General features: G+C 61.5%; 23 protein-coding genes. 21 read left to right on the plus strand and 2 right to left on the minus strand.

Annotated features, from left to right (window positions below):
- On the plus strand, window positions 1-548 hold a 548-nt coding region (locus tag K8U03_03470; protein ID MCE9603942.1), incomplete at its 5' end, for a DinB family protein.
- 7 nt (window positions 549-555) lie between these two features.
- Here the strand turns inward: K8U03_03470 and K8U03_03475 are convergent.
- Both K8U03_03475 and K8U03_03480 read right to left on the minus strand, forming a co-directional pair.
- Window positions 556-1,221, minus strand: coding sequence for a metal-dependent transcriptional regulator (locus K8U03_03475; GenBank protein MCE9603943.1), 666 nt, complete (start codon window positions 1,219-1,221; stop codon window positions 556-558).
- Window positions 1,222-1,281: 60 nt separating this feature from the next.
- A complete protein-coding gene (locus K8U03_03480; protein MCE9603944.1) occupies window positions 1,282-2,055 on the minus strand; it encodes a putative thioesterase in 774 nt (257 codons plus the stop codon).
- Window positions 2,056-2,301: 246 nt separating this feature from the next.
- On the opposite strand from K8U03_03480, the gene K8U03_03485 reads away from it, so the two are divergent.
- The 20 genes from K8U03_03485 to acpS all read left to right on the plus strand — a co-directional run bounded on the left by K8U03_03485 (window position 2,302) and on the right by acpS (window position 21,947).
- Window positions 2,302-3,537 (plus strand): fatty acid desaturase, encoded by a 1,236-nt coding sequence (locus K8U03_03485; protein MCE9603945.1) that lies wholly within the window; start codon window positions 2,302-2,304, stop codon window positions 3,535-3,537.
- Window positions 3,538-3,662: 125 nt separating this feature from the next.
- A complete protein-coding gene (locus tag K8U03_03490; protein MCE9603946.1) occupies window positions 3,663-4,847 on the plus strand; it encodes a DUF1559 domain-containing protein in 1,185 nt (394 codons plus the stop codon).
- 151 nt (window positions 4,848-4,998) lie between these two features.
- Complete coding sequence (gene folE, locus K8U03_03495) at window positions 4,999-5,661, plus strand: GTP cyclohydrolase I FolE (protein MCE9603947.1); 663 nt, start codon at window positions 4,999-5,001, stop codon at window positions 5,659-5,661.
- 14 nt (window positions 5,662-5,675) lie between these two features.
- Window positions 5,676-6,437 carry a hypothetical protein gene (locus K8U03_03500; GenBank protein ID MCE9603948.1) on the plus strand — a complete coding sequence of 254 codons (762 nt, stop codon included), beginning with the start codon at window positions 5,676-5,678 and terminating at the stop codon, window positions 6,435-6,437.
- Between the two features lie 62 nt (window positions 6,438-6,499).
- A complete protein-coding gene (locus K8U03_03505; protein MCE9603949.1) occupies window positions 6,500-7,015 on the plus strand; it encodes a hypothetical protein in 516 nt (171 codons plus the stop codon).
- A gap of 82 nt (window positions 7,016-7,097) precedes the next feature.
- Entirely contained in the window at window positions 7,098-10,085 is a 2,988-nt protein-coding gene (locus tag K8U03_03510; GenBank protein MCE9603950.1) for an anaerobic glycerol-3-phosphate dehydrogenase subunit C, read from the plus strand.
- Window positions 10,082-10,327, plus strand: coding sequence for a MoaD/ThiS family protein (locus K8U03_03515; protein MCE9603951.1), 246 nt, complete (start codon window positions 10,082-10,084; stop codon window positions 10,325-10,327). The genes K8U03_03510 and K8U03_03515 overlap by 4 nt, the downstream gene beginning before the upstream one ends.
- A 57-nt stretch (window positions 10,328-10,384) precedes the next feature.
- Entirely contained in the window at window positions 10,385-10,879 is a 495-nt protein-coding gene (locus K8U03_03520; protein MCE9603952.1) for a molybdenum cofactor biosynthesis protein MoaE, read from the plus strand.
- A complete protein-coding gene (moaA, locus tag K8U03_03525) occupies window positions 10,876-11,886 on the plus strand; it encodes a GTP 3',8-cyclase MoaA (GenBank protein MCE9603953.1) in 1,011 nt (336 codons plus the stop codon). The genes K8U03_03520 and moaA overlap by 4 nt, the downstream gene beginning before the upstream one ends.
- Window positions 11,887-11,891: 5 nt before the next feature.
- Window positions 11,892-13,073, plus strand: coding sequence for an aminotransferase class V-fold PLP-dependent enzyme (locus tag K8U03_03530; GenBank protein ID MCE9603954.1), 1,182 nt, complete (start codon window positions 11,892-11,894; stop codon window positions 13,071-13,073).
- A 28-nt stretch (window positions 13,074-13,101) separates the two neighbouring features.
- Window positions 13,102-13,521, plus strand: a complete 420-nt coding sequence (locus K8U03_03535; GenBank protein MCE9603955.1) for a YkgJ family cysteine cluster protein — start codon at window positions 13,102-13,104, stop codon at window positions 13,519-13,521.
- Window positions 13,522-14,070: 549 nt separating this feature from the next.
- Window positions 14,071-14,439 carry an integration host factor subunit beta gene (locus tag K8U03_03540; protein ID MCE9603956.1) on the plus strand — a complete coding sequence of 123 codons (369 nt, stop codon included), beginning with the start codon at window positions 14,071-14,073 and terminating at the stop codon, window positions 14,437-14,439.
- A gap of 364 nt (window positions 14,440-14,803) precedes the next feature.
- Window positions 14,804-15,022, plus strand: a complete 219-nt coding sequence (locus K8U03_03545) for a hypothetical protein (GenBank protein MCE9603957.1) — start codon at window positions 14,804-14,806, stop codon at window positions 15,020-15,022.
- 325 nt (window positions 15,023-15,347) lie between these two features.
- On the plus strand, window positions 15,348-16,286 hold the full coding sequence (locus K8U03_03550; GenBank protein ID MCE9603958.1) for a dihydroorotate dehydrogenase: 939 nt from the start codon (window positions 15,348-15,350) through the stop codon (window positions 16,284-16,286).
- A 70-nt stretch (window positions 16,287-16,356) separates the two neighbouring features.
- On the plus strand, window positions 16,357-17,319 hold the full coding sequence (gene trpS, locus K8U03_03555) for a tryptophan--tRNA ligase (protein MCE9603959.1): 963 nt from the start codon (window positions 16,357-16,359) through the stop codon (window positions 17,317-17,319).
- Between the two features lie 55 nt (window positions 17,320-17,374).
- Window positions 17,375-18,202 carry a glycosyltransferase family 2 protein gene (locus K8U03_03560; GenBank protein MCE9603960.1) on the plus strand — a complete coding sequence of 276 codons (828 nt, stop codon included), beginning with the start codon at window positions 17,375-17,377 and terminating at the stop codon, window positions 18,200-18,202.
- Window positions 18,199-19,212 carry a class I SAM-dependent methyltransferase gene (locus tag K8U03_03565; GenBank protein MCE9603961.1) on the plus strand — a complete coding sequence of 338 codons (1,014 nt, stop codon included), beginning with the start codon at window positions 18,199-18,201 and terminating at the stop codon, window positions 19,210-19,212. Before K8U03_03560 ends, K8U03_03565 begins: the two co-directional genes overlap by 4 nt.
- Before the next feature lie 14 nt (window positions 19,213-19,226).
- Entirely contained in the window at window positions 19,227-20,864 is a 1,638-nt protein-coding gene (locus K8U03_03570) for a glycosyltransferase family 39 protein (protein ID MCE9603962.1), read from the plus strand.
- A 40-nt stretch (window positions 20,865-20,904) separates the two neighbouring features.
- A complete protein-coding gene (locus tag K8U03_03575) occupies window positions 20,905-21,537 on the plus strand; it encodes a hypothetical protein (GenBank protein MCE9603963.1) in 633 nt (210 codons plus the stop codon).
- Complete coding sequence (acpS, locus tag K8U03_03580) at window positions 21,534-21,947, plus strand: holo-ACP synthase (protein ID MCE9603964.1); 414 nt, start codon at window positions 21,534-21,536, stop codon at window positions 21,945-21,947. The genes K8U03_03575 and acpS overlap by 4 nt, the downstream gene beginning before the upstream one ends.
- Window positions 21,948-21,968: the final 21 nt, after the last annotated feature.

The raw sequence follows: 21,968 nt of genomic DNA on the forward strand, positions 1-21,968 counted from the left end.
CGACCAAGCAGCGACTGAAGAAGCAATTGCTCACGGCCCGCGAGTACACGCGGTCGCTCTTGACCGACCTTTCGACGCCCGAGCAATGGACACAGCAGGTTCATCCCGAAGCGAATCACCCCCTTTGGTTCGCCGGACACATGGCCACGGCCGACAACTTCTTTCTCTCCACGTTGGCACCGGAGAGGGTCGTGAAGCGACCGGAGTTCGATCATGCTTTCGGCACCGGCAGCCGGCCGACGAGCAATCCGGCCGATTATCCCCCTCCCGACGAAGTGCTCGAAGTGATGGACGAACGCCGCCGCACCTTGCTTGAAGTGCTTGAGGGGATGGAAGAGCCCGACTTCGAAAAGCCGCTCCCGAAAGGAGCGCCGGACTTCCTGCCCGACTTCGGCTCAGTCTTCGAGATGGCGATCTGGCACGAAGGCCTGCACAGCGGCCAGCTCTCGGTCGCGCGCCGCTCAATGGGGTTGAAGCCCTGCGCGGAAACCAAGGGAATCAAGCCGTGTGCGGAACAGCGCCGCAGCGACGATTCGCCGGCCCGGTAAAGCGGAACTAGCCGGAAACGGCAGTAACTAAGATCTTCTGCGCAATGTCTCGGCCGAGCGTCGTCGATTGCCCGCCGACGACGACCGTCATCGCGCCGCTTTCGGCCCGATTGGCCGTGACGTCGCCGCTGGAGCCGATCGTGAGTCGGGCTTCGCTTAGGTAGCGTAGAAAGTCGGGCGATTGATCGAGTACGCGCACGAAACGGAAGCTCTCGCCCGTGCGGCATTCGGCGAGGCTGCGCCCGGCGGCTTCTTCGACCGTGCCGTCGGCGCGAGGGATCGGGTCGCCATGCGGATCGACTTTGGGAAAGCCGAGGAACGCGTCGATCCGGTCGATGAGCAACTCGCTCACCGCATGTTCGAGGTGCTCCGCCTCGTCGTGGACTTCGTCCCAATTCATTTTCAAAGTCGTGGCGAGAAACAGTTCCACGAGCCGATGCCGCCGCAACACGCGCAGCGCGAGCGTGGTGCCGTGGGCCGTGAGCCGCACGCCTTCATAGGGCGTGTAGGTCGCGAGGCCGCTTTCGCTCAGGGTTTTGAGCATGCTCGTCACCGTGCCTGGCGACACCCCCAGCGCTTCGGCCAGCGCGCCGGTAGCGGCTGGCCCGCCCGGCGTGCGGCCGCAGATCTGATGGATCGTCTTCAGATAGTTTTCAACCGTCAGGCTAGCCATAACAGCGATGAAGTGAGGCGTGAGTTGGTATTTTTCGTACGCAAGTCAAAAACCGACGATCTACGAAGTGCGCGTTTTCGGGAAGGCCGATTGTAGCTCTTGCGCCAAAATTCCGAGCAACTGATCCTGGGCGGTCTTCAAAAAGAAGTGGTCGCCGGGAAGAAATCGCATGCTGAACCCTGCCGACGTTTGTTCGCTCCAATCCGCGAGAGCGTAGGGAGCCACTTCCACATCGTCGACCCCGCCGAGCGCCGAGATCGGGACCGCGAGCGGCGCATCGTCGCGACATCGGTACGTTTCCAACAACTCGAAGTCGGCCCGAATGACGGGCAACAGCAAGTTGAGCAACTCGCGATGGGCGAAGACGGCATCGGGCGTTCCCTTAAAACGACGCATTTCCGCAATCAGATCGGCATCGCTCAGCAGATGGATCGGCGGCTTTCGGGCATGTTCGTGTTGCGGCGCGGGAGACGCAGCCACGATGAGCCGCTTCGGCATCGCGCGGCCCGAACGCCGGAGTAAGCGCGCGGTTTCGAAGGCGATCAGGCTCCCCAGGCTGTAGCCGAAGAACGCGAACGGCAGATCCATGAGCCCTTGCATCGACGCGGCAACTTCGGCCGCGACGTCGTCCATGTCGACGAGCAACTTATCACGGTGCCGATTCTCTCGGCCCGGAAGTTGCATAGCGACGATCTCGACATTAGAAAATGACTGCAACCAGCCTCGAAAGACCCCGGCCGATCCGCCCGCATAGGCGAAGCAAAAAAGCCTCCCCTGCGCGTCCGGTGTCGGGCTTCGTTGCAGCCAGTCGCTTGTTGATTCCTTGTCGCTCATCATGACTCGCCGGCGCTCACCGCGACTGCGTCTCCATCGCAGAGAAAATTTACGTGCAAGACCCAGGTCGTCATCGTAACATTTTGCCTACGTGTAAGAATCGTTAATTGCGAATGGATACCGAGGAAGAAGCCGACTTATTCCTGCAAATCGATAGTGGCCTGACGGCCGTACGAAGTTAATTTTAAGAAACGCTCACCGCCCACCGAAAATACCTCGGCAGATCCCTCGAAAGACCGGGTAACCATGATCGAAGAGACCAGCTTTCCGACGGGATACGGCCCCGCGAATCCGATCGACCGTCCGTTCGTAATCGCCGCAAAGACTTCCATGCCGAGCGACCCGCCAGCATCTCACGATGCATCGGCCTCCGATTCGTCGGCCGGCGATGCGGCTGCGGCGAAAGTCGAGCATGAAGCCAACTCGCTGTTTATGCGGCAAGTGCGCTCGCTGGTGAAAGACCTGCTCGAGCCGAATCCGTGGATCTATTGGACCGACATGCTGCTGACGCTCGTCGTCGGTCAAGGCGCGTTCTTCTTGTTCTCGCTGGATACGCTCTCTTGGGCCGTGCGCGCTCCGGCGTTCGTCGTCGCCGCATTTGCGTTCTATCGCGCCACGGTCTTTACGCACGAGCTATCGCACTTCCGCAAAGGGACGTTCCGCGGCTTTCGGGCCACGTGGAACGCGTTGGTCGGCGTCCCTTTCTTGCTCCCGGCGTTTCTCTACGAAGATCACCGTCTGCATCACGTAAACCATAGCTACGGCACGGAAGACGACTCGGAATACCTGCCGCTCGCCAGCGGCACGGCCTGGGACATCGTTCGCTACTTTCTGAAGGCGTTGTTGGTGCCGGTATTGGGAATCTTCCGGTTCGTCATTCTCGCGCCGCTCGGTTGGTTCAGCGCTTCCTGGCGGCAGTGGATGTGGCAGCGTTCGTCGTCGGCTCTCGCGATCAATTGGAACTATCGCCGTTCGCCGGAAGACGAGTCTGCCCATCCGGTGGAGATGCGCGTCATGGAGATTTGCTGCTTCGTTTACGGCATCGGCTTCTTCACGCTCATGGTGTTCGGCATTCTCCCGATCAGCGTGTTTTTCAACTTCTACGCCGTTTTTCTCTGTGTCGCACTCATCAACTACGTGCGCACGCTGGGGGCGCATCGCTATCGCGGCGTCGGCGAGCCGATGACCTACATCGATCAAATTCTCGACTCTTACACCATCGCCGGCCAGGAGACGATCACCTCGCTCATGGCACCGCTCGGAATGCGATTCCACGCCTTGCACCACTTGGTCCCGTCGTTGCCGTATCACAATATGCGCACCGCACATTACCGGCTCGTCGCGGGCTTGCCCGCCGACTCGCCTTACCATCGCACGATCCGGCGAACGCTATGGCAAGCGGTCGGAGAGGTCGTGCGTCGCGTGCGCGAAGCGGATCCGATCGAAGAATCGGCGCTGGTCGTCGAATCGGCGTCGACCTAGCGCGGCTTTCTGCGCCGAATCGTCGCCGCCTGCCGGCTCGCTCTGGCGTTTTTCGAGCCGACGGAAGATAATCGTCTTCATCGAGAGCATCGCTGCGCTCCATTGCATCGCCGAGAGGACACCCCATGAGCATCACGCCCCGCCGCTCGGGCCGTAGCGCGCCGTCGCTTCGCCGTGGCTTCACGCTCAAGGAATCGATCGTGGTCGCCGTGATCCTCGCAGTCGTCGCCGCGATCGGCATGCCGGTCTTGGTGATGGTTCGCGAAAGGGCTCGGCGCATCGCTTGTGAAGGCAACCTGCGCAACGTCGGGCAAGCGATCGATCGCTACGCTACGGCGGATTCCGCCGGATCGTTGCCGATCGGTTCGCGGTTCGCATTGCAAACCAAATCAAGCGGCACCTCCTGGTGGCTCGAAATCCTGCCGTTCGCCGACGCCGACAAGACCAACTATCGCTGGAACACCCAGCCCGACAGCGGCGACTTCGACCATCCGTACACACCGAATGCCAATACCGAATTCGCCGATGGCTTTCGGATCCCGCTTTTCTTTTGCCCGGCGAGCCCGCTGCCGCTGTTCAACGATCCGCTTCGGCACATGTCGGCGGAGAACCGCGCCTTGCTCAAGGGTCGTCGAGCGACCGGAATCGCGGTGCCGATGTATACTGCCGTCGCCGGTTCGGCGCCCGACCTGCGCGATTACAATCCCACCGCCGAGCTCGACCGCGCCGCAGGACGCAACACGAGCGATGGCCCATGGGGAATCCTCTCCGCGTCGGGCGTGTTCCCGCCGAATCGCCGGCTACGTCGCGCTTCGGTGCTGGATCAGAAAGACAAGACGATCATGCTTGTCGAACAATCCGACTACGCGCGCGATACGTCGGTCGAACCGCCCGACCGTTTCGACATTCGCAGCGCGTGGCCGAAGGGGGCGTTCATGGGAGCCACGGGCAACTACGACGAGCTCAGCACCACGGCGCTGAGCCTCAACGGCGACGGCAGCGAACGGTGTTGGAACATCACGTCGGTCCGCTATCCGCTCAACATGCGCGACATCAAACAGAAGCGGGGCATCTTCACCGACCCTGCCCCCCCGCGACCTGAGAAGGAAGGGGATCCTACGCCGCCGACGCCCCCTTACCCCATCGATGGCTATGGCCCCGGCCACAACCAACCGATCATCTCGGCGCATCCCGAGGGAGCGCAAGTTTTGATGTTCGACGGCTCGGTGCATTTCCTCAACGAAAAGATGGATCTCGCGCTGCTGCTGCGCATGTGTACGCGCGACGACCGAACGGACATTGCGGAATAGCGAGCGAATCAGTCAGCGAAATCCGCGACGAACCTGTGGCCTGCTTGCTTCGTTCGCCGAGCGCTCGCTCCTTGAACCCCCGCCCAGCCCCACATAGAATAGGAGGTTTCGACGATCTTCGGCGGCGGTTCTTAGTCAGACAGGTGATCTAGTGGCGGACGGTTCCAGATACTCCGCGTGCGGCGGCGACGATGAGGAAAACGGCTGCGCGCCGACCGCGCAAACGCCGGCCGCCGGCTCGAAAAGCGTCGTCGATCTTAAGCGCATCGAGCGGGCCGTGCGTGAGATTCTCGCCGCGGTCGGCGAAGATCCCGATCGCGAAGGCCTGCTCGAAACGCCGGCGCGCGTGGCCCGAATGTATGCCGAAATGTTCAGCGGCCTGCACGACGATCCACGCATCCACTTGAAAAAAGTCTTCACCGAGAAGTACGACGAGGTCGTGCTCGTGAAAGACATCAGCTTCAACAGCATGTGCGAGCATCACATGCTCCCGTTCCACGGCAAGGCCCACATCGGCTACATCCCGCAAGGGAAAGTACTCGGGCTCTCGAAGCTCGCGCGGGTCGTCGAGGTCGTCTCGAAGCGTCCGCAAGTGCAAGAGCGAATGACGGAGACGATCGCCGACCTCATGGTTTCGGAATTGAACCCCAAGGGGGTCGCCGTGGTCGTCGAAGCAAGTCACTCCTGCATGACCATTCGCGGCGTGAAGAAGCCGGGAAGCATGTGCGTCACGTCGGCGATGCGCGGACTCTTTCGCTCGAACCTTTCGAGTCGTTCCGAAGTGATGACGCTCATCTACGGCGACCGGCGCTAGCGAGTCTGCCGAACATGCTGCTACTCTCGCAGTTCCTCTACCGTCTCTCGTTCGGCATGGCCGCGGCCATGGCGATCACGCCGGCGCGGCTTGTCACCAGCGGCTACTACCGCAACAACTTGTATGTGCTGCTCGGCATGAATTTGCTCGTAGCACTCGCGGCCTGGGGAGGCGCAGCGACCGAGCCCAGCGCTTCCCGGTTCCCAGCAACCGCGGCACTCATTCTCTGTTACGTGGGCTCGGCGCTCTGGCTCTACGAAAAGCCGCGGCTCGGCATCGCAGCGCTCGTCGCCGTCGCGGGCTCGACCCTCTTCGGCGTTTTCGCGACGACGCAAGCGACCGATAAGCCGGCCTCGCTCGTTGCGCTCGCCTATGCCGACTCGCTCGCCTCCGGCCTGCTGCTCGGTGCGACGATGGCCGCGATGTTGCTCGGCCATTGGTATCTCAACGCACCCGGCATGCGCATCCAACCCCTCTTTCGCCTCACGGCCTGCATGGCCGGGGCGCTGGTGCTGCGAACCATCGTGAGCGGTATCGGCTTCGCGGGTTCCATGTCCGCAGGGGTCGCGTTCGAAAACGCTCAGTGGTTCATGCTCGCCTTGCGTTGGCTCGCGGGCATCTTCGGTACGGCCGGGCTGATCGCCATGACCTGGAGCACGCTGAAAATCCCGAATACGCAGGCCGCGACCGGAATGCTGTATGTTGCCGTCATTACGACGTTTTTGGGCGAACTCCTAGGGCAACTCCTGTCGGTCGGAAGCTTGTATCCTCTATGATGGAGCGTAGTATGCCTAGTACGCTTCCCTCGCTAGAAACACGCCGCCGAATCTTCCCGCCTATGAACGTCACGTTCGCTTGCCCTCGTTGCGATCAGTCCGTGCGAACCGAAGTGGCCGATAGCGCCGCTACGGTCGTCTGCACGGCCTGCAATGGTTCGATCGCGATTCCGCCGGGAGCGTTCGAGGCCGGTCAGTTGAAGCAGTGCTTAGTCTGTCCGAGCACCGATCTGTTCGTGCGCAAAGATTTTTCGCAGCGGCTCGGCGTGTCGATCGTCGCAGCCGGGTTCGCCGCGAGTTGCGTCACTTGGTATTTCTATCTCCCTTATTGGACCTACGGCATTCTCTTCGCTACGGCCGGGCTCGATGTCGTGCTGTATTTCTTCGTCCCCAACTGCTTGAACTGCTACCGTTGCGATGCGCAGTATCGCGGCCTGGCCGATCTCGACAAACACGAAGCCTTCAACCTCGAAACACACGAGCGCTACCGCCAACAGACGATCCGGCTGCGCGAAGCCGCAATCGCCGCCGAGCGCTCTTCCACACGCAAGCCCGCGCCGCAAACCACGAAGAGTTAACGCCCGTACCATTAAGTAGTCGCTCCGCTTCCTCGGAAACCTTGCCTCGGAATGCCCTCTCTTCGACGCGGTCGCCCCCTTCATGGATCCACAGCGTCAACGCATTCAAGAAGACCTTCGCGGACTGCTCGCGGGGGAAGTCCGTTGCGACGACGTCTTTTTGCAACTCTATGCGACCGACGCGAGCGTCTACCGTGTTCGCCCCCTCGGGGTCATTCGTCCGAAGTCGACCGACGATGTCGTAGCCGCCGCGCGCTACTGCCATGAAAACCAAATCACGCTGCATGCCCGCGGCGCAGGGTCGGGCCTCGCCGGCGAGTCGCTCGGGCCGGGGCTGATCATCGATTTTTCAGTCCACATGCGCCGCATTCTCGCCGTGGGCGACGATACGGTTCGCCTCCAGCCGGGCGTCGTCCACGAACGACTCAATACAGCGCTGGCGAAACATGGCCGAACGTTCGGGCCCGATCCTTCGAACAGCGTCGTCACGACGATGGGGAGCGTCGTCGCGATCGATGCTTCCGGCCGGCATTGGCTGAAATACGGCTCGGCGCGGCGGCATGTGAAGAGCCTGCGCATCGTCTTGCCCGACGGCACGCGGCTGGATGTCGGCCGCGAACCGCTCGTCGCCGGCGAGAGCGTCTCGACGGACGAACGCTTGCGCGAGCTGGTGAATTCGCTTGTCAGGCTATTGCGCGACAATCGCGAATTACTCGAACGACATCGTCCCCGCTCGCGCGTGAATCGAAGCGGCTACGAGATCTTCGACGTCTTGCGAGAAGACTCGCTCGATCTCGCCGGCATCATCGCCGGAAGCGAAGGCACGCTCGCCCTGATTACCGAGATCACGCTCGCCACGCAGCCGATCGCACGGCACTCCGGCATGGCGATGCTCCTCTTCGAGCGGATGGAGTATGCAGCGCGCGCCGTACACGACGTCGTCGACCTGGAGCCGATCGCGTGCGACCTGATGGACCGCCGCCACTTAGGCCTGGCCCGCGAAATCGATCCGCGCTACGAAACATTGATCCCAATCGAAACGGAAGCGATGCTGCTCGTCGAGGTCGACGGCGACGATCCGACCGTCGTGCGCGAGAAGTTGCGGAAGATCATCGATCAAGTAAAGATCCGCAAAGCACTCGCCTTCGAGGCGCGCCAGGCGCTGAGTCCGGAAAACTTGGCGTTGTTCAATCAGCTTCCGCGCGAAGTCACCCCGTTGCTGCATCGGATCAAAGGGGCGACTCGGCCGCTGCCGTTCGTCGAAGATTTCGCGGTGCCGCCGGAAGTGCTGCCCGAAGCCCTCGTCGAAGTTCAAAATGTCTTGAAGCGCCATCAAGTAACGGCCTCGCTCTACGGCCATGCCGGGCACGGACAGATGCACGTGCGACCTTTTCTCGACCTTGCCGATCCGGCGCAAGTCGGCGTCATGGCTCGTTTGGCTTCGGACCTCTACGACGTCGTGCTCGGGCTCGGCGGCACGATCAGCGGCGAGCATGGCGACGGCATCAGCCGAACGCCGTTTCTCGCACAGCAGTACGGGCCGGCATGCGATGTGTTTCGTGAAGTGAAGCGCATTTTCGACCCGCGCAACATTCTCAACCCCGGCAAAATCGCCGGGGGCGAGCCGCAAGGACTGACGGAAAATCTACGCCCTACTTCGGCGGATTCCGTCGTCGATGTCGATAAGCCGGTCGTTTCGCAACCGGTGGATGGCGCACCGACGGTCCCTCGCGAACTGATCTCGCTCCAACTCGCTTGGTCGCCGGAGGCGATCTTGCAGAGTTCGCGAAGCTGCAACGGTTGCGGCGTTTGTCGAACGCAAAGCCCGAACTCACGCATGTGTCCGATCTTCCGCTTCGCGCCGGCGGAAGAAGCCTCACCGCGCGCCAAAGCAAACCTGATGCTCGCGCTGCTGACGGGAGGACTTGATCCTTCGAGCGTGAAGACCGACGAGTTCAAAGCGGTCGCGGATCTCTGCGTGAATTGTCAACAGTGCCGACTCGAGTGCCCGGCCGGCGTCGATATTCCGCGTTTGATGCTCGAAGCGAAAGCGGCGTATGTCTCCAGCAACGGCATGCGGCTCGCCGAATGGCTCGTCACGCGTTACGACTTGCTCGGGGCTTTCGGCTCGCTGTTCTCGCCGATCGCCAATTGGTTGATCGCCAATCGGACGTTTCGCTGGATGCTCGAGAAGACGATCGGCATCGCGCATGCGCGCAAACTGCCGACCTTCGCCTCGCGCGTATACATGCGTCGCGCGAAGACCAAACTGCTGACGAAACCGGCGCGCAGCGCAGGCCGGAAAGTACTCTTCTTCGTCGACACCTACGCCAACTATCACGATCCGCAACTGGCCGAAGCCCTCGTCGCCGTGTTCGAGCACAACGGCATCTCGGTCTTCGTGCCGCCGAACCAAGGGCAATCGGGCATAGCGATGATCTCGCTCGGCGCCGGCGAGTTGGCGCGCAAGACGGCGCAAGCCAATATCGCGGTCCTAGCCGATGCCGTGCGTCAGGGCTACACGATCGTCACGGCCGAGCCTTCCGCAGCGCTGTGCTTGAAGATCGAATATCCGCAACTGGTCGACGACGAAGAGGCCCGCCTCGTCGCTGCGAACACGCAAGAAGCCTGTCATTATCTTTGGACCCTGCACGCAGCCGGCAAACTCCAACTCGACTTCAAGCCGGTCAACGCCGTCGTCGGCTATCATCAGCCGTGCCATGTCCGAGCGCTGGAGATGGGCTCGCCCGGCGAGAACCTGTTGCGCCTGGTGCCCGGCTTAACCGTCACGACGGTCGATAAAGGTTGCTCGGGCATGGCCGGATCGTTCGGCTTGAAGAAGGAAAACTTCCGCAACAGCATCCGTGCCGGCTGGGATCTAATCTCTACGGTGCGCGAATCCGACTGGACGGCCGGCACGACGGAATGCAGCGCTTGCAAGATGCAGATGGAACAAGGAACCAGCAAGCCGACGATTCATCCGATGAAGCTGCTGGCGCTTTCCTACCGGCTCATGCCCGAGCTGAACACACTGCTCGCGACGCGCAGCCGAGAGCTGACCGTGACATGACCATTCGCGTTCGACTCTTCGCCGTCGCACGGGAAGCGGCAGGGGCAGATTTCATCGATCTCGACTTGCGCGAAGGGGCGAGCGTCGGCGAATTGCGACAGGCCTTCCTTACGCGACTTCCGTCGCTTGGCTACGCCACCAAGCAATTGCTCTTCGCCGTCGGCGGGGAATACGCGACCGATGCGACCATCGTCGCCGCCGGAAGCGAGGTCGCTTGCATTCCGCCGGTCAGCGGCGGTTAGCGCCGCTGCCCGGCGGAGTTGGTGGTGGCTCAGGGGCGTCGTGGATAGAATAGAGACATGGACTTGTCTTCTGCCCCTCATCTCACGACCCGACCGATCGACCCGAACGAACTGCTCGCTCGCGTCTCCGATAGCGCTGCGGGTGCCGTCGTGCTGTTCCTCGGCACCGTGCGCGAAATGACCGCCGGCCGCCGAACGCTGCGCTTGCATTACGATTGCTATCCGGAGATGGCCGAAAAGAAGCTCGTGGAACTGGAAGCCGAGGCGCGCGAGCGCTGGCCGCTGATCGGCACGGCTCTCATTCACAGGCTTGGCCGGCTCGAACTCGGCGAGGCTTCCGTCGGCGTTGCGGTCAGTTCGGCCCATCGCGATGTCGCGTTCGAGGCGGGTCGTTGGTTGATCGACACGTTGAAAGAAGTCGTGCCGATCTGGAAGCAAGAACATTGGGCCGACGGCTCGACGCAGTGGGTCCATCCCGGGCTGGAGCCGAAGTTAGATGGCGCTGGAGCGGCCGCGGACATGCGTCGCGCGGCTATCGAGGAGGAGCGATGAGTTCTTCCGCTCATAATCTTTCGCTTGTCGATACCTTCGGGCGCGTGCATACCGATTTGCGGATCAGCGTTACCGATCGTTGCAACATTCGCTGCTTTTACTGCATGCCGAATGAAAACGTCACGTTCAAGCCGCACGACGAGTTGCTCACGTTCGAGGAGATCGAACGCTTCGTGCGGATCGTCGCACCGTTGGGGATCAATAAGCTCCGGCTGACCGGGGGCGAACCACTCGTCCGGCGCGACTTGCCGCTCTTGGTTAAGAAACTCGCCGCGATCGATGCGATCGAAGACCTCGCGCTCACGACCAACGGCATCCTCCTCGCCGAGCATGCCGAGGCGCTCCGACAAGCCGGGCTGCGCCGCATCAACATCAGTCTCGATGCTCTCGATCGTGAAACCTTCCGCGCGATCGCGCGCCGCGACGGGCTCGAAGACGTGCTCGCCGGCATCGCCGCGGCGCAGCGCGTCGGCTTCGAGAAGATCAAGCTCAACGCCGTCGCGATCCGCGGGCTCACGGAAGCCCAGATCATCCCGCTCGGCCGCTTCGCGCGCGAGCGCGGCCTGGAACTTCGCTTCATCGAATACATGCCGCTTGACGCCGAACGAACTTGGCGCAACGAACAAGTACTCTCCGGCAATGAAATCCTGGCAACGCTGGAAGCCGAGTTCGGGCCGCTCGAGCCGGTGCCTGCGCTGCATGCCGGCCAGCCTGCAAGCGACTATCGATTCGTCGCTGGCGGCGGCATCGTCGGGTTCATCAATCCGGTGACGGAGCCGTTTTGCGGCGATTGCAATCGGTTGCGGATCACGGCCGAGGGGCAGCTACGCAACTGCCTTTTCTCGCAAACGGAGTTCGATGTCCGTGCGCTGCTTCGTTCCGATGCGGACGACGAGCACATCGTGCGGCTGATTCGCGACTGCATCGCCGCGAAACTCGCCGGCCACGGAATCCGCAGCGACGACTTCTCTCGGCCGGCGCGGGCCATGTACCAAATCGGCGGATGATCTCGATGACGCAGGGCTCGCAACAGCGGATCTATCTCGACAACGCTTCCACAAGCTGGCCGAAGCCGCCCGAGGTCTACGACGCGGTCGACCGTTGGCAACGTGAGAACGGCGCGGCGGCCGGACGGGGCACTTCCGCGGCGGCGATGGAAACCGATCGACAAATCGAACTCTCGCGGCGCGCGGTCGCGCAATTGCTCGGCACGCCGCACTGGAAGAACATCGTCTTCACCTTGAACGGCACCGACGCTCTGCACCTCGCCATTCAAGGGCTCATCCGGCCGGGGGATCACGTCGTCGCGACCGTGATCGAGCACAACTCGGTACTCCGGCCTCTGCGGCAACTCGGCGACCCGCGCGGGGTGGCCGTTGCGCATGTCGGCTGCGATCAAGAAGGAATCGTGTCAGCGAGGTCGGTGCTCGACGCAATCAATTCGAAGACGAAGTTCGTCGTAGTGTCGCACGCCTCGAACGTGACGGGGACATTGCAGCCGATTGCCGAAATCGGAGCGGAACTTCGCAAGCGCGACATTCCGCTGCTGGTCGACGCGGCCCAAACGGTCGGCGAGATTCCGCTCGACGTCGACGAACTCGGTTGCGATCTCCTCGCAGCTTCCGGACATAAAGGCCTGCTCGGCCCGCTCGGAACCGGCATTCTTTACGTTCGCACTGGTATGGAAGAGCGACTCAAAAGCATTCGCTCGGGCGGAACCGGAACGGAGAGCAGTTCGACTTTGCAACCGACGAAATCGCCGGAAAAATACGAGTCGGGCAATCTGAACGTGCCGGGAATCATCGGCCTCGGCGAAGGGGCTCGATGGCTGGCGAGACAGCGTATCGATAGCCTGCGAAAGCGAACCGTTTCGCTCATGCGACGACTACTCCAGGGGCTCGAAGCGGCGAAGGGGCTTTCGATCGTCGGCCCGCGCGAAGCGGAGAAGCGCGTGGGACTGGTGAGCGTCGCGGTCGACGGTTATGATCCCCAAGAAGTGGCCACGATCTTGGCGGGGCAATACGGCATCGAGGCCCGAGCCGGCCTGCATTGCGCTCCGCTCATGCATCGCGCGCTCGGGACCGAATCGCGCGGCGGAACGCTGCGGATCAGCCTCGGCCACTTCAACACGGCGGAAGAGGTCGATGCCGTGGTCGCGGCACTGAGCGAAATAGCAGCCGCGGCGGTTGCATAATCGATGGATCTTTCAAGGGAGTCGAACGATGGCCGGTGAACCTTGGTACAAAGACGGGCTCCGTTTCGAATGCACGCAATGCGGCGACTGCTGCACCGGTGCGCCGGGCTTCGTTTGGGTCAACCAAGAAGAAATCGACGCGCTGGCGAAAGAGATCGACCTCGATGCCGATGAGTTCGAGAAGAAGTACGTGCGCAAGATCGGGATGCGACGGAGCTTAGTCGAGTTCCCGAACGGCGATTGCGTCTTCTTCGACACCGTGAATCGCAACTGCTCGGTCTACGGTGCCCGACCTAGGCAGTGTAAGACCTGGCCGTTTTGGAACTCGAACATCAACTCGGCGAAGGCCTGGGAAGAGACCAAGGCGGTTTGCCCCGGCTGTGATAAGGGCAAGAAGCTCTACTCGATCGAGCACATCCAAGCGCAAGCGGCCGTGATCCGCATCTAATCGCGACATCGTTCGCATCCCGGCCGAACCGCGACAGACCGTCGCACTCTCCTCGCCCCCATCGACGGCGGCACTGGCAGCAGCCGGCAATCGTTTTGCGCGCCCGTTTATGCCGGTTCTTATTTTCTTGACGATTGAGTGAAGTTTGCCGGTTGGCTCGGCCGATGATAATGCCGCGCAGAGGTAGTTTGAGGAGTCGGGAAGTCGATGGATCGAGCCCAAGCTTGATCGAATCTAACTGCCCGTAACGCCTTTAACGACAACAGCTTTGGGCGAATCGAAACGGCCTCGGCCATGAGATTCAACGTAAGTTCTTTGACAATTGATGCTTAGCTCCGATCGAAACGATCGAGAAGCTGCCTACAACGATGCTGCGGTAGCGACGTAAGTCGAAGCCGCAGTAGTCGTGGGCGGCCGAATCGACTTGACACTAATGCTTACGGCACCTACAGTTGGAGCGTGACTTGTGGGCTTGAGCGACGTCTGAATTTTCTAGTTTCGTCGCTCAACAGCTTGGTCTCGTCGCCGTACTGTGGGGAGAGTCGACTCGTGACGAAAAAAGAAATCGTTAAGACCATCTCGGACGAAATCGGCCTGACTCAGTTGAAGACGAAGGAGATCGTTCAAAAGACGTTCGATGCCATCGTCGAAACACTGGTCGAGGAGAAGCGGATCGAGTTGCGAAACTTCGGCGTGTTCGAAGTAAAAAAGCGAGCCGCTCGAAAGGCTCGCAACCCGCGAACGGGCGACAAGGTTTACGTACCGGAAAAGTATGTAGTGACCTTCAAGCCGGGCAAGGAAATGGAAGAGAAGGTGCGAGAGTTGGAACGCCAAGCTGCCGAACGAGCAGCCGCTGCGGAAGCCAAACAGTCGCCCGCCATGGAAAGTGCCCCTCCGAGCGTCGACGGCTCGCCTTAGCCGTCGGCTAAAGTCTTTCTCACGCAATGGTTTAACCAAACCGAGGTTGCCCCCAATTTGGCGGCAACGATAGCGATTCTTTGGGCGGAATACCGAACCTGATGGCCTAGCTGCCGCAGGCCGGTTCGGCTACTTTACGCCGCCCGTTCCGCCACACCGTCCGTGAATGTGCATTCCGGCAGTTCTCGTAGTCGTTTCGCTCGCAGCCAAGCATCAACGCTTTCAAGCCCCGATGGGTGAGAAGGCGTGATTCGGTTGGGCCGCAGCGCACGCTACTGCCCAGAATGTTACAGGCCGAACGGTACAACGGCGCCATCGATGTCGATGCGACATCCAGCGTCCGGGTCACGGAGGATTGGAGTTTATGCGTAAGTTTTTATTCTGCATGATCGCCGGGATGAGCATCGCCACCGCCACGGGATGCGCCACGCCGATTTATTCCGGCGATCCGGCCCGACGGACGCAAGAATTGATCTTCACGTCGGAAAACTTGCGGCTCTTCCTCGACGATTGGGAGCGGTTCTGGCTGCTCGATCAGCCGAGCCATCTCTCGCCGTTCCGCACGCACGGCGGCATCATTTAAGCTGCCGACGAGCCGAAGCGACACATAGCCGGCGAACGCGATCTCGAAATCGAGGTCGCGTTCGCTCCGGCATTGGTCCCGTTTCGCGGAGCGGCTTGATTGCGCCGCGAAAGCCGGTGCCGCGGCTCCTTGCCGAGTGCGCACCTCATAGACTCGCAGCGAGGTGATCCCATAGAATGGGCGGACCCTACGAGCCGTCGTGGGAACACCTATCTTCTTCTGCACGGAAAGCGCCCCTCGCGCGGCAACGCGTAGCCGGGTTATTCGTGACTTCCGGCAGACGCCGCGAGGTCGTTTCCTGCGAAGTCATCCATCGAGTTTGCCCGTGAAAACCGCTGCCGTAGACCTCGAGGTGCGCCTCGGTCGCCTTCGATTACCGAATCCGATTCTCGCTGCGTCGGGCACCTTCGGATACGCTCGCGAGATGGCCGGATTCGTCGACCTCGCACGGCTCGGCGGCATCGTCCCTAAGACGATCACGAAACTACCGCGCCCAGGCAACAAGCCTTGGCGCACCGTCGAGACAACCGGCGGCATGCTCAACTCGATCGGCCTCGACAACGACGGCATCGACGCCTTCATCGAAGGCCATCTGCCGTATCTCGGTTCGCTCGGCTGTCCGATCATCGTCAGCATCGCAGGCTGCGACGAGAACGAATTCGCCGAGCTCGCCGGCCGACTGAGCGGTCGCGAGGAGGTTGCGGCGATCGAATTGAACGTCTCGTGCCCGAACGTCAGCGGCGGGGTAGATCTGGGAACCAATCCGGCACGGTGCGAGCAAGTCGTGGCGATGGCGCGCAAGGCGTGCGATCGACCGATCATCGCCAAGCTGACGCCGAACGTAACGAGCGTCGTCGACATCGCCAAGGCCGCGGAAGCCGGCGGGGCCGACGCGATCTCGCTGATCAATACCTGCCTCGGCATGGCGATCGACTGGCGCCGCCGCAAGCCGCTGCTCGGCAACGTCGTCGGCGGCTTGAGCGGTCCGGCGATTAAACCGATTGCGCTACGCTGCGTCTATCAAGCTGCCCGCGCGATCAAGACTCCGATCATCGGCATCGGCGGCATCGCCACGCTCGACGACGTGATGGAGTTCTTCGTGGCCGGCGCCTCGGCAATTCAACTCGGCACGGTCCATTTCTACGATCCCACCGCTCCGATTCGCATACTCGACGCGCTGCCCGAAGCGCTGAACCAACTCGGCGCAAGCCGCCTGAGCGACGTTGTCGGCACGCTCGCGGCGCCCGCACCCGTAGGAAAATAAATCGGCCACGTCGCCGTCGTCGAACTCCCCTCGCTCACTGACAATCTTCACCTCGACTAAGCTTCGATCCATGCGCGTTCTCTCGGGCATCCAACCCACCGGTCGCTTCCATTGGGGCAACTATTTCGGCGCCATTCGGCAATACATCCATTTCCAGAACGGAAACGAAGCGTATTACTTCATCGCCGATTTGCACGCTCTCACGACGGTTCGCGAACCGACACGACTCAAACAGAACACGCTCGACGCCGCTCTCGACCTCCTGGCGCTCGGGCTTGATCCCGAGAAGGCCGTGCTGTTTCGGCAATCCGACGTGCCCGAGGTATCTGAGCTTTGTTGGCTCCTGATGACGGGCACGCCCATGGGTTTGCTCGAGCGCTGCCACGCCTACAAAGACAAAAAGGAAAAAGGGCTCACGGCCGACGCCGGACTCTTCACCTATCCCGTGCTGATGTCGGCCGACATCTTAGCCTACGACGCCGATGTCGTGCCGGTCGGTGCCGATCAGGTGCAGCACATCGAAGTCTGCCGTGATCTGGCAGGCAGCTTCAATCACCACTTCGGCCCGACGTTCGTGCTGCCGAAGGCGCAGACCCTCGATGCGTCGGCGAAAGTTCCCGGCACCGACGGCGAGAAGATGTCGAAGAGCTACAACAACACGCTCGAACTCTTCGAGGAAGCGAAGGCGCTGCGCAAGAAGATCATGCGCATCACGACCGATTCGCGACCGATGGAACAAGGCAAAGAACCCGACGACGATCATCTTTATCAGTTGTATTCGCTATTCGCGAGCGATGCCGAGCGCGAAGCGATGGCCGCAATGTATCGGCGCGGCGGCTTCGGATACGGCGAAGTGAAGAAAGCGATCGCCGATGCGGCCGACCTCTTCTTCGCAGAACCGCGGGCCAAGCGCGCCGAGCTCGCGGCGGATCCCGCGAAGGTCGAAGCGATTCTCGTCGACGGCGCGGCCCGCGCTCGCAAGAAAGCCGCGGCGACCCTCCTTCGCGCGCAGAAGAACTGCGGAATCAAGTAACCTTTCGGACGTCTCTCCTCTCGGCCGCGACTTTTACGAATCGACCCGCTCAGCGATGCTCAACGGCCGCAAAATCGTCGTCGTGATGCCGGCCTACAATGCCGAGAAGACCTTGCGGCGCACGTTCGACGAGATCCCGCACGACATCGTCGATGCGGTCTTGCTCGTCGACGACGGGAGCCGCGACAGCACGACGAAGCTTGCGGCCTCGCTCGGTATTCCCACCTTCGTCCACGTGCGCAACTACGGCTACGGCCGCAACCAAAAGACCTGCTACCTAGAAGCGTTGCGACTCGGGGCCGATATCGTCGTGATGCTGCATCCCGACTACCAGTATTCGCCTAAGCTCATCACGGCGATGGCCGGCTTGATCACGAGCGGCGAGTTCGACGTCGTGCTCGGCTCGCGCATTCTCGGGGTCGGCGCGTTGGCGGGCGGTATGCCGTTTTACAAGTACGTGTTCAACCGCGGCCTGACGCTCGCGCAAAACATTCTGCAGCGTCACAAGCTCTCGGAGTATCACACCGGCTACCGCGCTTTCTCGCGCCGCGTGCTGACCGAACTCCCGCTCAACGAAAATTCCGACGACTTCGTGTTCGACAACGAGATGCTCGCGCAGGCCATTTACTTCGGCTTTCGGATCGGCGAAGTCACTTGCCCGACGAAGTACTTCGAAGATGCTTCGTCGATCAACTTTCGCCGCAGCGTCGTGTACGGATTGGGAGTGTTGCGCACGTCGTTGCTGTTTCGCTTGAATCGTTGGGGGTGGGCGAAGACGAATATCTTCGATGCCGCCGGTCGAAAACTCGACGACGATACGGTACTCGGCGACTACTACCGCGAAGAAGCCGCCGCGAGCCGGAAGTCGGGAGAAAGCGCATGACTTCCGATAACCGTTCGACGAACGGAAGCCGCAGCGCCGAGCGTTGCCCCTGGTGTCGAGCGGCGGATGCCGCACAGGCGTGGCCCGGCACCGAACCCGACGACTTTCAAGTTCGCCGCTGTCGGCAGTGCGAGCATCATTTCACGGTTCCGGTGCTCGGGCCCGACGAGATCGGCCCCTACTATGCGGAGACTTACTACGGCAACAAAAATCGGCGTTTCAATCCGCTGATGGAGCGGCTCGTCGCCTGGTTTCGTCGTCGCCGCGCCGCCACGCTCGGCCGGTTCGCGAAAATCGGCAAGGTGCTCGATGTCGGATGCGGTCGCGGACTGACGCTCGCTACGCTTCGCTCCTGCGGTTGGCAAACGCGCGGTTGCGAATACAGCGAAACATCGTCTCGCTACGCCCGCGAAGTTTTGCAACTCGACGTCGATCACGATGGTTTCCGCCCCAGCAACTATGCCGACGGCGAGTTCGACGCGGTGATCATGTGGCATGTTTACGAACATTTGGCCGACGCGCGCGAAACGCTCGAGACCTGCGCACGCATTATCAAGCCCGGCGGCATCCTCGCGATCGCGGTGCCAAACTTCGACTCGCTCCAGGCGCAAGCGACGCGTTACGGCTGGTTCCATCTCGATATGCCGCGGCATTACTCGCACTTTTCCGCTCCTTGGCTCCGAAAGCATTTGGCGACGTCGGGCTTTCGGATCCTCGGCGAGTTTCACGGCTCGGCCGAGCAAAATCCTTACGGCTGGATTCAAAGCGTTTTGAATCGCTTGGGTCTGCGGCGAAACTTGCTGTACGATGTTCTACGTCAGCCCTCGGCCCGAAGCGTGAAGCAGCCGTGGCGAGAACTGCCCGGGCAGTCGTCGGCGAGCGTGATAGGTGCGGCGCTGCTGTTGCCGTTTTCGCTGTTGATGCTGTTGCCGGAGATCTTGCTGCGGCGCGGCGCTACCGTCGAAATGTATGCCGTACGTGAATCGTCTACGCCGGCGAAGACCGCATAAGCAGGAGCGACTTCATGCAGGCTGCTCCGACGACGCCGCACGACAGCGAAACTGTGCCCGGAGGAATTTCACGGCGAGCGGCGAGCCTGTTTTCGCTCGTCTGGCTCGCATTTGCGGCAGGCCTGTTGTTTTGGAATCTCGGCTGGTATCCGTTCTGGGGCGATGAAGCCGATACGGTGATCTTCGCCCGCAATGCTTGGGAGACCGGCGATGTCGGCGCGTACTACGGCGACAACATTTACATTTACCGCAACGGCACGCTGCTCGAAGACTTGAAGAATCGGAGCACGCCGCCGCTATCTTATTACGTCGCCGCGCCGTTCTGGGGCGCATTCGGCGACGATCACTTTTGGATGCGCATGCCGTTCGCGCTGTGCGGCTTAGCGACGATCGGGCTGCTGTGCCGCTGGCTTCGGCGCGGCCAAGCCTCGGCGACGATGTGGTTCTGCCTCGGTGCCTCGGTTACGTTCAACGTGTCGTTTTTGCTGTATGCACGGCAGTGCCGCTACAATGCGCTCGCCTCGCTGCTGACTCTCGCCGTCGCCTATCTCTATGTCACGTACGACGGCCGGCGAACGCGCCTATTCGGCATCGCCGCGGCCTTGATTCTCCTCGCGGCGACGCATTATCTGCACTTCGCCGCGCTCGCAGTCGCGATGGTCGTCGACTACGTGCTGTGGCAACGACGCGTGCGGCCGCTCTCTCAAGGAGATTGGATTCGCTTGTTGTTGCCGACCGTGATCGCCGTCGGCGCACTTGCGGCCGTCTTCAATCCGCTCGGCAAAAACAGCCTGCCGGACGAAGGAGAGCGGAGCTTTTGGTGGGACAAATTGACGCTGCTCTGGTGGTCGCTGCGCGACATCAACGAGTGTGAGTTCGGCGTCGGGATCATCATCCTCTGCGCTCCCGTGGTCGCGCTGTGGCGCGGCGATCGGATGCTGCTGCGACTCTTCGTCGCTTGTCTCCTCTATGTTTTGACGACGACGCTGCTCTCGCCGCAACCGGTGCAGAATGCCGAAGAATCCGACATTCGCTACCTCGCTCCGCTCATCGTGCCGTGCATCTATCTCACGGTTCGCACCATCTATCTCGCGTGCGCCGGCCGGGCTTGGCTCGTCGTGCCGATCGTGGCGTTTGCGATGGGAACCAACGTCCTCAATCAGTTGGTAGACAAACAGAAATGGCGTTCGACGATCGGCGAATTCGTGCATGAGCTTCGGCATCCGCGCCATGTGGCTGGCGCCATTCTCTCCGAGTGGTTGAAAGCGAATGTGAAAGAGGGAGAAAGCGTTTGGATCGAGCCCAACGAAATGACGGCTCCGCAAATCGTCGAGACGCCGAACCTCGTGTACGCTTGGCAGCTCGATAATCCCGCGATCGTCGATAAGTATCGCAAGCTCCCTCGGTTTCACTTTCGGGGCGAGACGTCGGTCGACTACATCATCGCGTTCGGGTTCCACGACACATTGAAGAACGTCACCGAAAAAGCGCTGCCGATCCTCAAAGAACGGGGCTTCCTTTACGAACCGATCGCTACGCTCGACACGTTTTTCGATGACCGTACGCGGCCCGAGTTGCATTGGCACTGGTTTCGCGAGCGACCGTATGATAAGACCAAAAAGTCCATCTATATCTTTCGCTTAAAGCATTAGCTCGCCCAAGACTTCGCTCACGGTTCTTCGCATCCACGCCATGTCGGAATCATCCATCGCCGGGCCTTCACGCACGCAGCCCGAAGTCCCCGCTTCGCTCGCCTGGCTGGGGGCCGCGGGCGTGGCTTTCGGGTCCGGTTTTGCGGCCGTTTACGTGCAAAATACGTTTGCTCCCGTCGGTGTGTTCCCTCTCGCGCTCGGGGCGATCACGGGATTTGCCGTCGGCGGGGTTTGGAGTCGCCGGGGCGGGGGAACGAAGCGCGCGATCTTGCTCAGTGCCTTACTCGCCGGTTTGGTATGCACGGCGACGTTGCACTTCGGCACCTATTTTGCCGCGCGCCGCGCCGACGAAGCGCGGCGCATCGCCGCTCCCGCCAAGGCCGCGATGTTCGAGCCGGATCCCGAGCGGGAAGATGCGCCGTTTCGATCGTACGGCAACTACATGACGCGAGAATGGAAGGTCGGGCGAAGCCTCGGGTCGTATCGCGTTCGCGGTGCTTGGCTCGCTCTCTGGTGGACGCTCGACGGGTTGTGCATCGTCGGCGCGACGATGCTCGGTGCGGCCGCGTCGGCGAAGCCGATCTTGCGTGCCTCGGGCGAAAAGAAAACGGAAGCAAGCGACACTACGAAAGACACCCTCGGGCTCGAGCCCGACTCAGGAGCGGCATCGTGAGATTGATCGGGATCGGCAGTGAAATGGTCGAGTGCTTGCGGGTCGCTCGGATGATCGAACGCCACGGCGAGCAGTTCATCAATCGGGTCTACACGACCGCCGAGATCACGTTTTGCAACAGCCGTCGGCAAACGACCCAACATTTCGCCGGCCGCTGGGCTGCGAAGGAAGCGGTGTTACGCGCGCTCGGCGTGCGCAATCGCAAGAGCTTCGACTGGCGCGACATCGAGATTCGCCGCGATGAAAACGGCAAGCTCACGGCGGCCTTCCGCGGCGCAGCGCGCGACATCGTCGAAGAACGCTCCGTCGGCGATATCCACATCACGATCGCCCATTGCAGGGCCGTCGCCACGGCTACGGCGATCGTGCTGGCCGCGCCCCGCCCGAAACGACCGCCGAAAGAAAGCTAAGTCTCAACTCAGATATACCGG

This window comes from Planctomycetia bacterium, assembly GCA_021413845.1.
Taxonomy (GTDB): Bacteria; Planctomycetota; Planctomycetia; order Pirellulales; family PNKZ01; genus PNKZ01.

Coding starts and splice junctions, on each gene's coding strand:
- K8U03_03535 (MCE9603955.1), top strand. CDS start 13,102: ATGGCCGGTGAACCTTGGTACAAAGACGGGCTCCGTTTCGAATGCACG.
- K8U03_03515 (MCE9603951.1), top strand. CDS start 10,082: ATGACCATTCGCGTTCGACTCTTCGCCGTCGCACGGGAAGCGGCAGGG.
- K8U03_03490 (MCE9603946.1), top strand. CDS start 3,663: ATGAGCATCACGCCCCGCCGCTCGGGCCGTAGCGCGCCGTCGCTTCGC.
- trpS (MCE9603959.1), top strand. CDS start 16,357: ATGCGCGTTCTCTCGGGCATCCAACCCACCGGTCGCTTCCATTGGGGC.
- K8U03_03505 (MCE9603949.1), top strand. CDS start 6,500: ATGAACGTCACGTTCGCTTGCCCTCGTTGCGATCAGTCCGTGCGAACC.
- K8U03_03480 (MCE9603944.1), bottom strand. CDS start 2,055: ATGAGCGACAAGGAATCAACAAGCGACTGGCTGCAACGAAGCCCGACA.
- K8U03_03560 (MCE9603960.1), top strand. CDS start 17,375: ATGCTCAACGGCCGCAAAATCGTCGTCGTGATGCCGGCCTACAATGCC.
- K8U03_03545 (MCE9603957.1), top strand. CDS start 14,804: ATGCGTAAGTTTTTATTCTGCATGATCGCCGGGATGAGCATCGCCACC.
- K8U03_03565 (MCE9603961.1), top strand. CDS start 18,199: ATGACTTCCGATAACCGTTCGACGAACGGAAGCCGCAGCGCCGAGCGT.
- K8U03_03530 (MCE9603954.1), top strand. CDS start 11,892: ATGACGCAGGGCTCGCAACAGCGGATCTATCTCGACAACGCTTCCACA.
- K8U03_03570 (MCE9603962.1), top strand. CDS start 19,227: ATGCAGGCTGCTCCGACGACGCCGCACGACAGCGAAACTGTGCCCGGA.
- K8U03_03520 (MCE9603952.1), top strand. CDS start 10,385: ATGGACTTGTCTTCTGCCCCTCATCTCACGACCCGACCGATCGACCCG.
- K8U03_03575 (MCE9603963.1), top strand. CDS start 20,905: ATGTCGGAATCATCCATCGCCGGGCCTTCACGCACGCAGCCCGAAGTC.
- K8U03_03485 (MCE9603945.1), top strand. CDS start 2,302: ATGATCGAAGAGACCAGCTTTCCGACGGGATACGGCCCCGCGAATCCG.
- moaA (MCE9603953.1), top strand. CDS start 10,876: ATGAGTTCTTCCGCTCATAATCTTTCGCTTGTCGATACCTTCGGGCGC.
- K8U03_03475 (MCE9603943.1), bottom strand. CDS start 1,221: ATGGCTAGCCTGACGGTTGAAAACTATCTGAAGACGATCCATCAGATC.
- K8U03_03500 (MCE9603948.1), top strand. CDS start 5,676: ATGCTGCTACTCTCGCAGTTCCTCTACCGTCTCTCGTTCGGCATGGCC.
- K8U03_03510 (MCE9603950.1), top strand. CDS start 7,098: ATGGATCCACAGCGTCAACGCATTCAAGAAGACCTTCGCGGACTGCTC.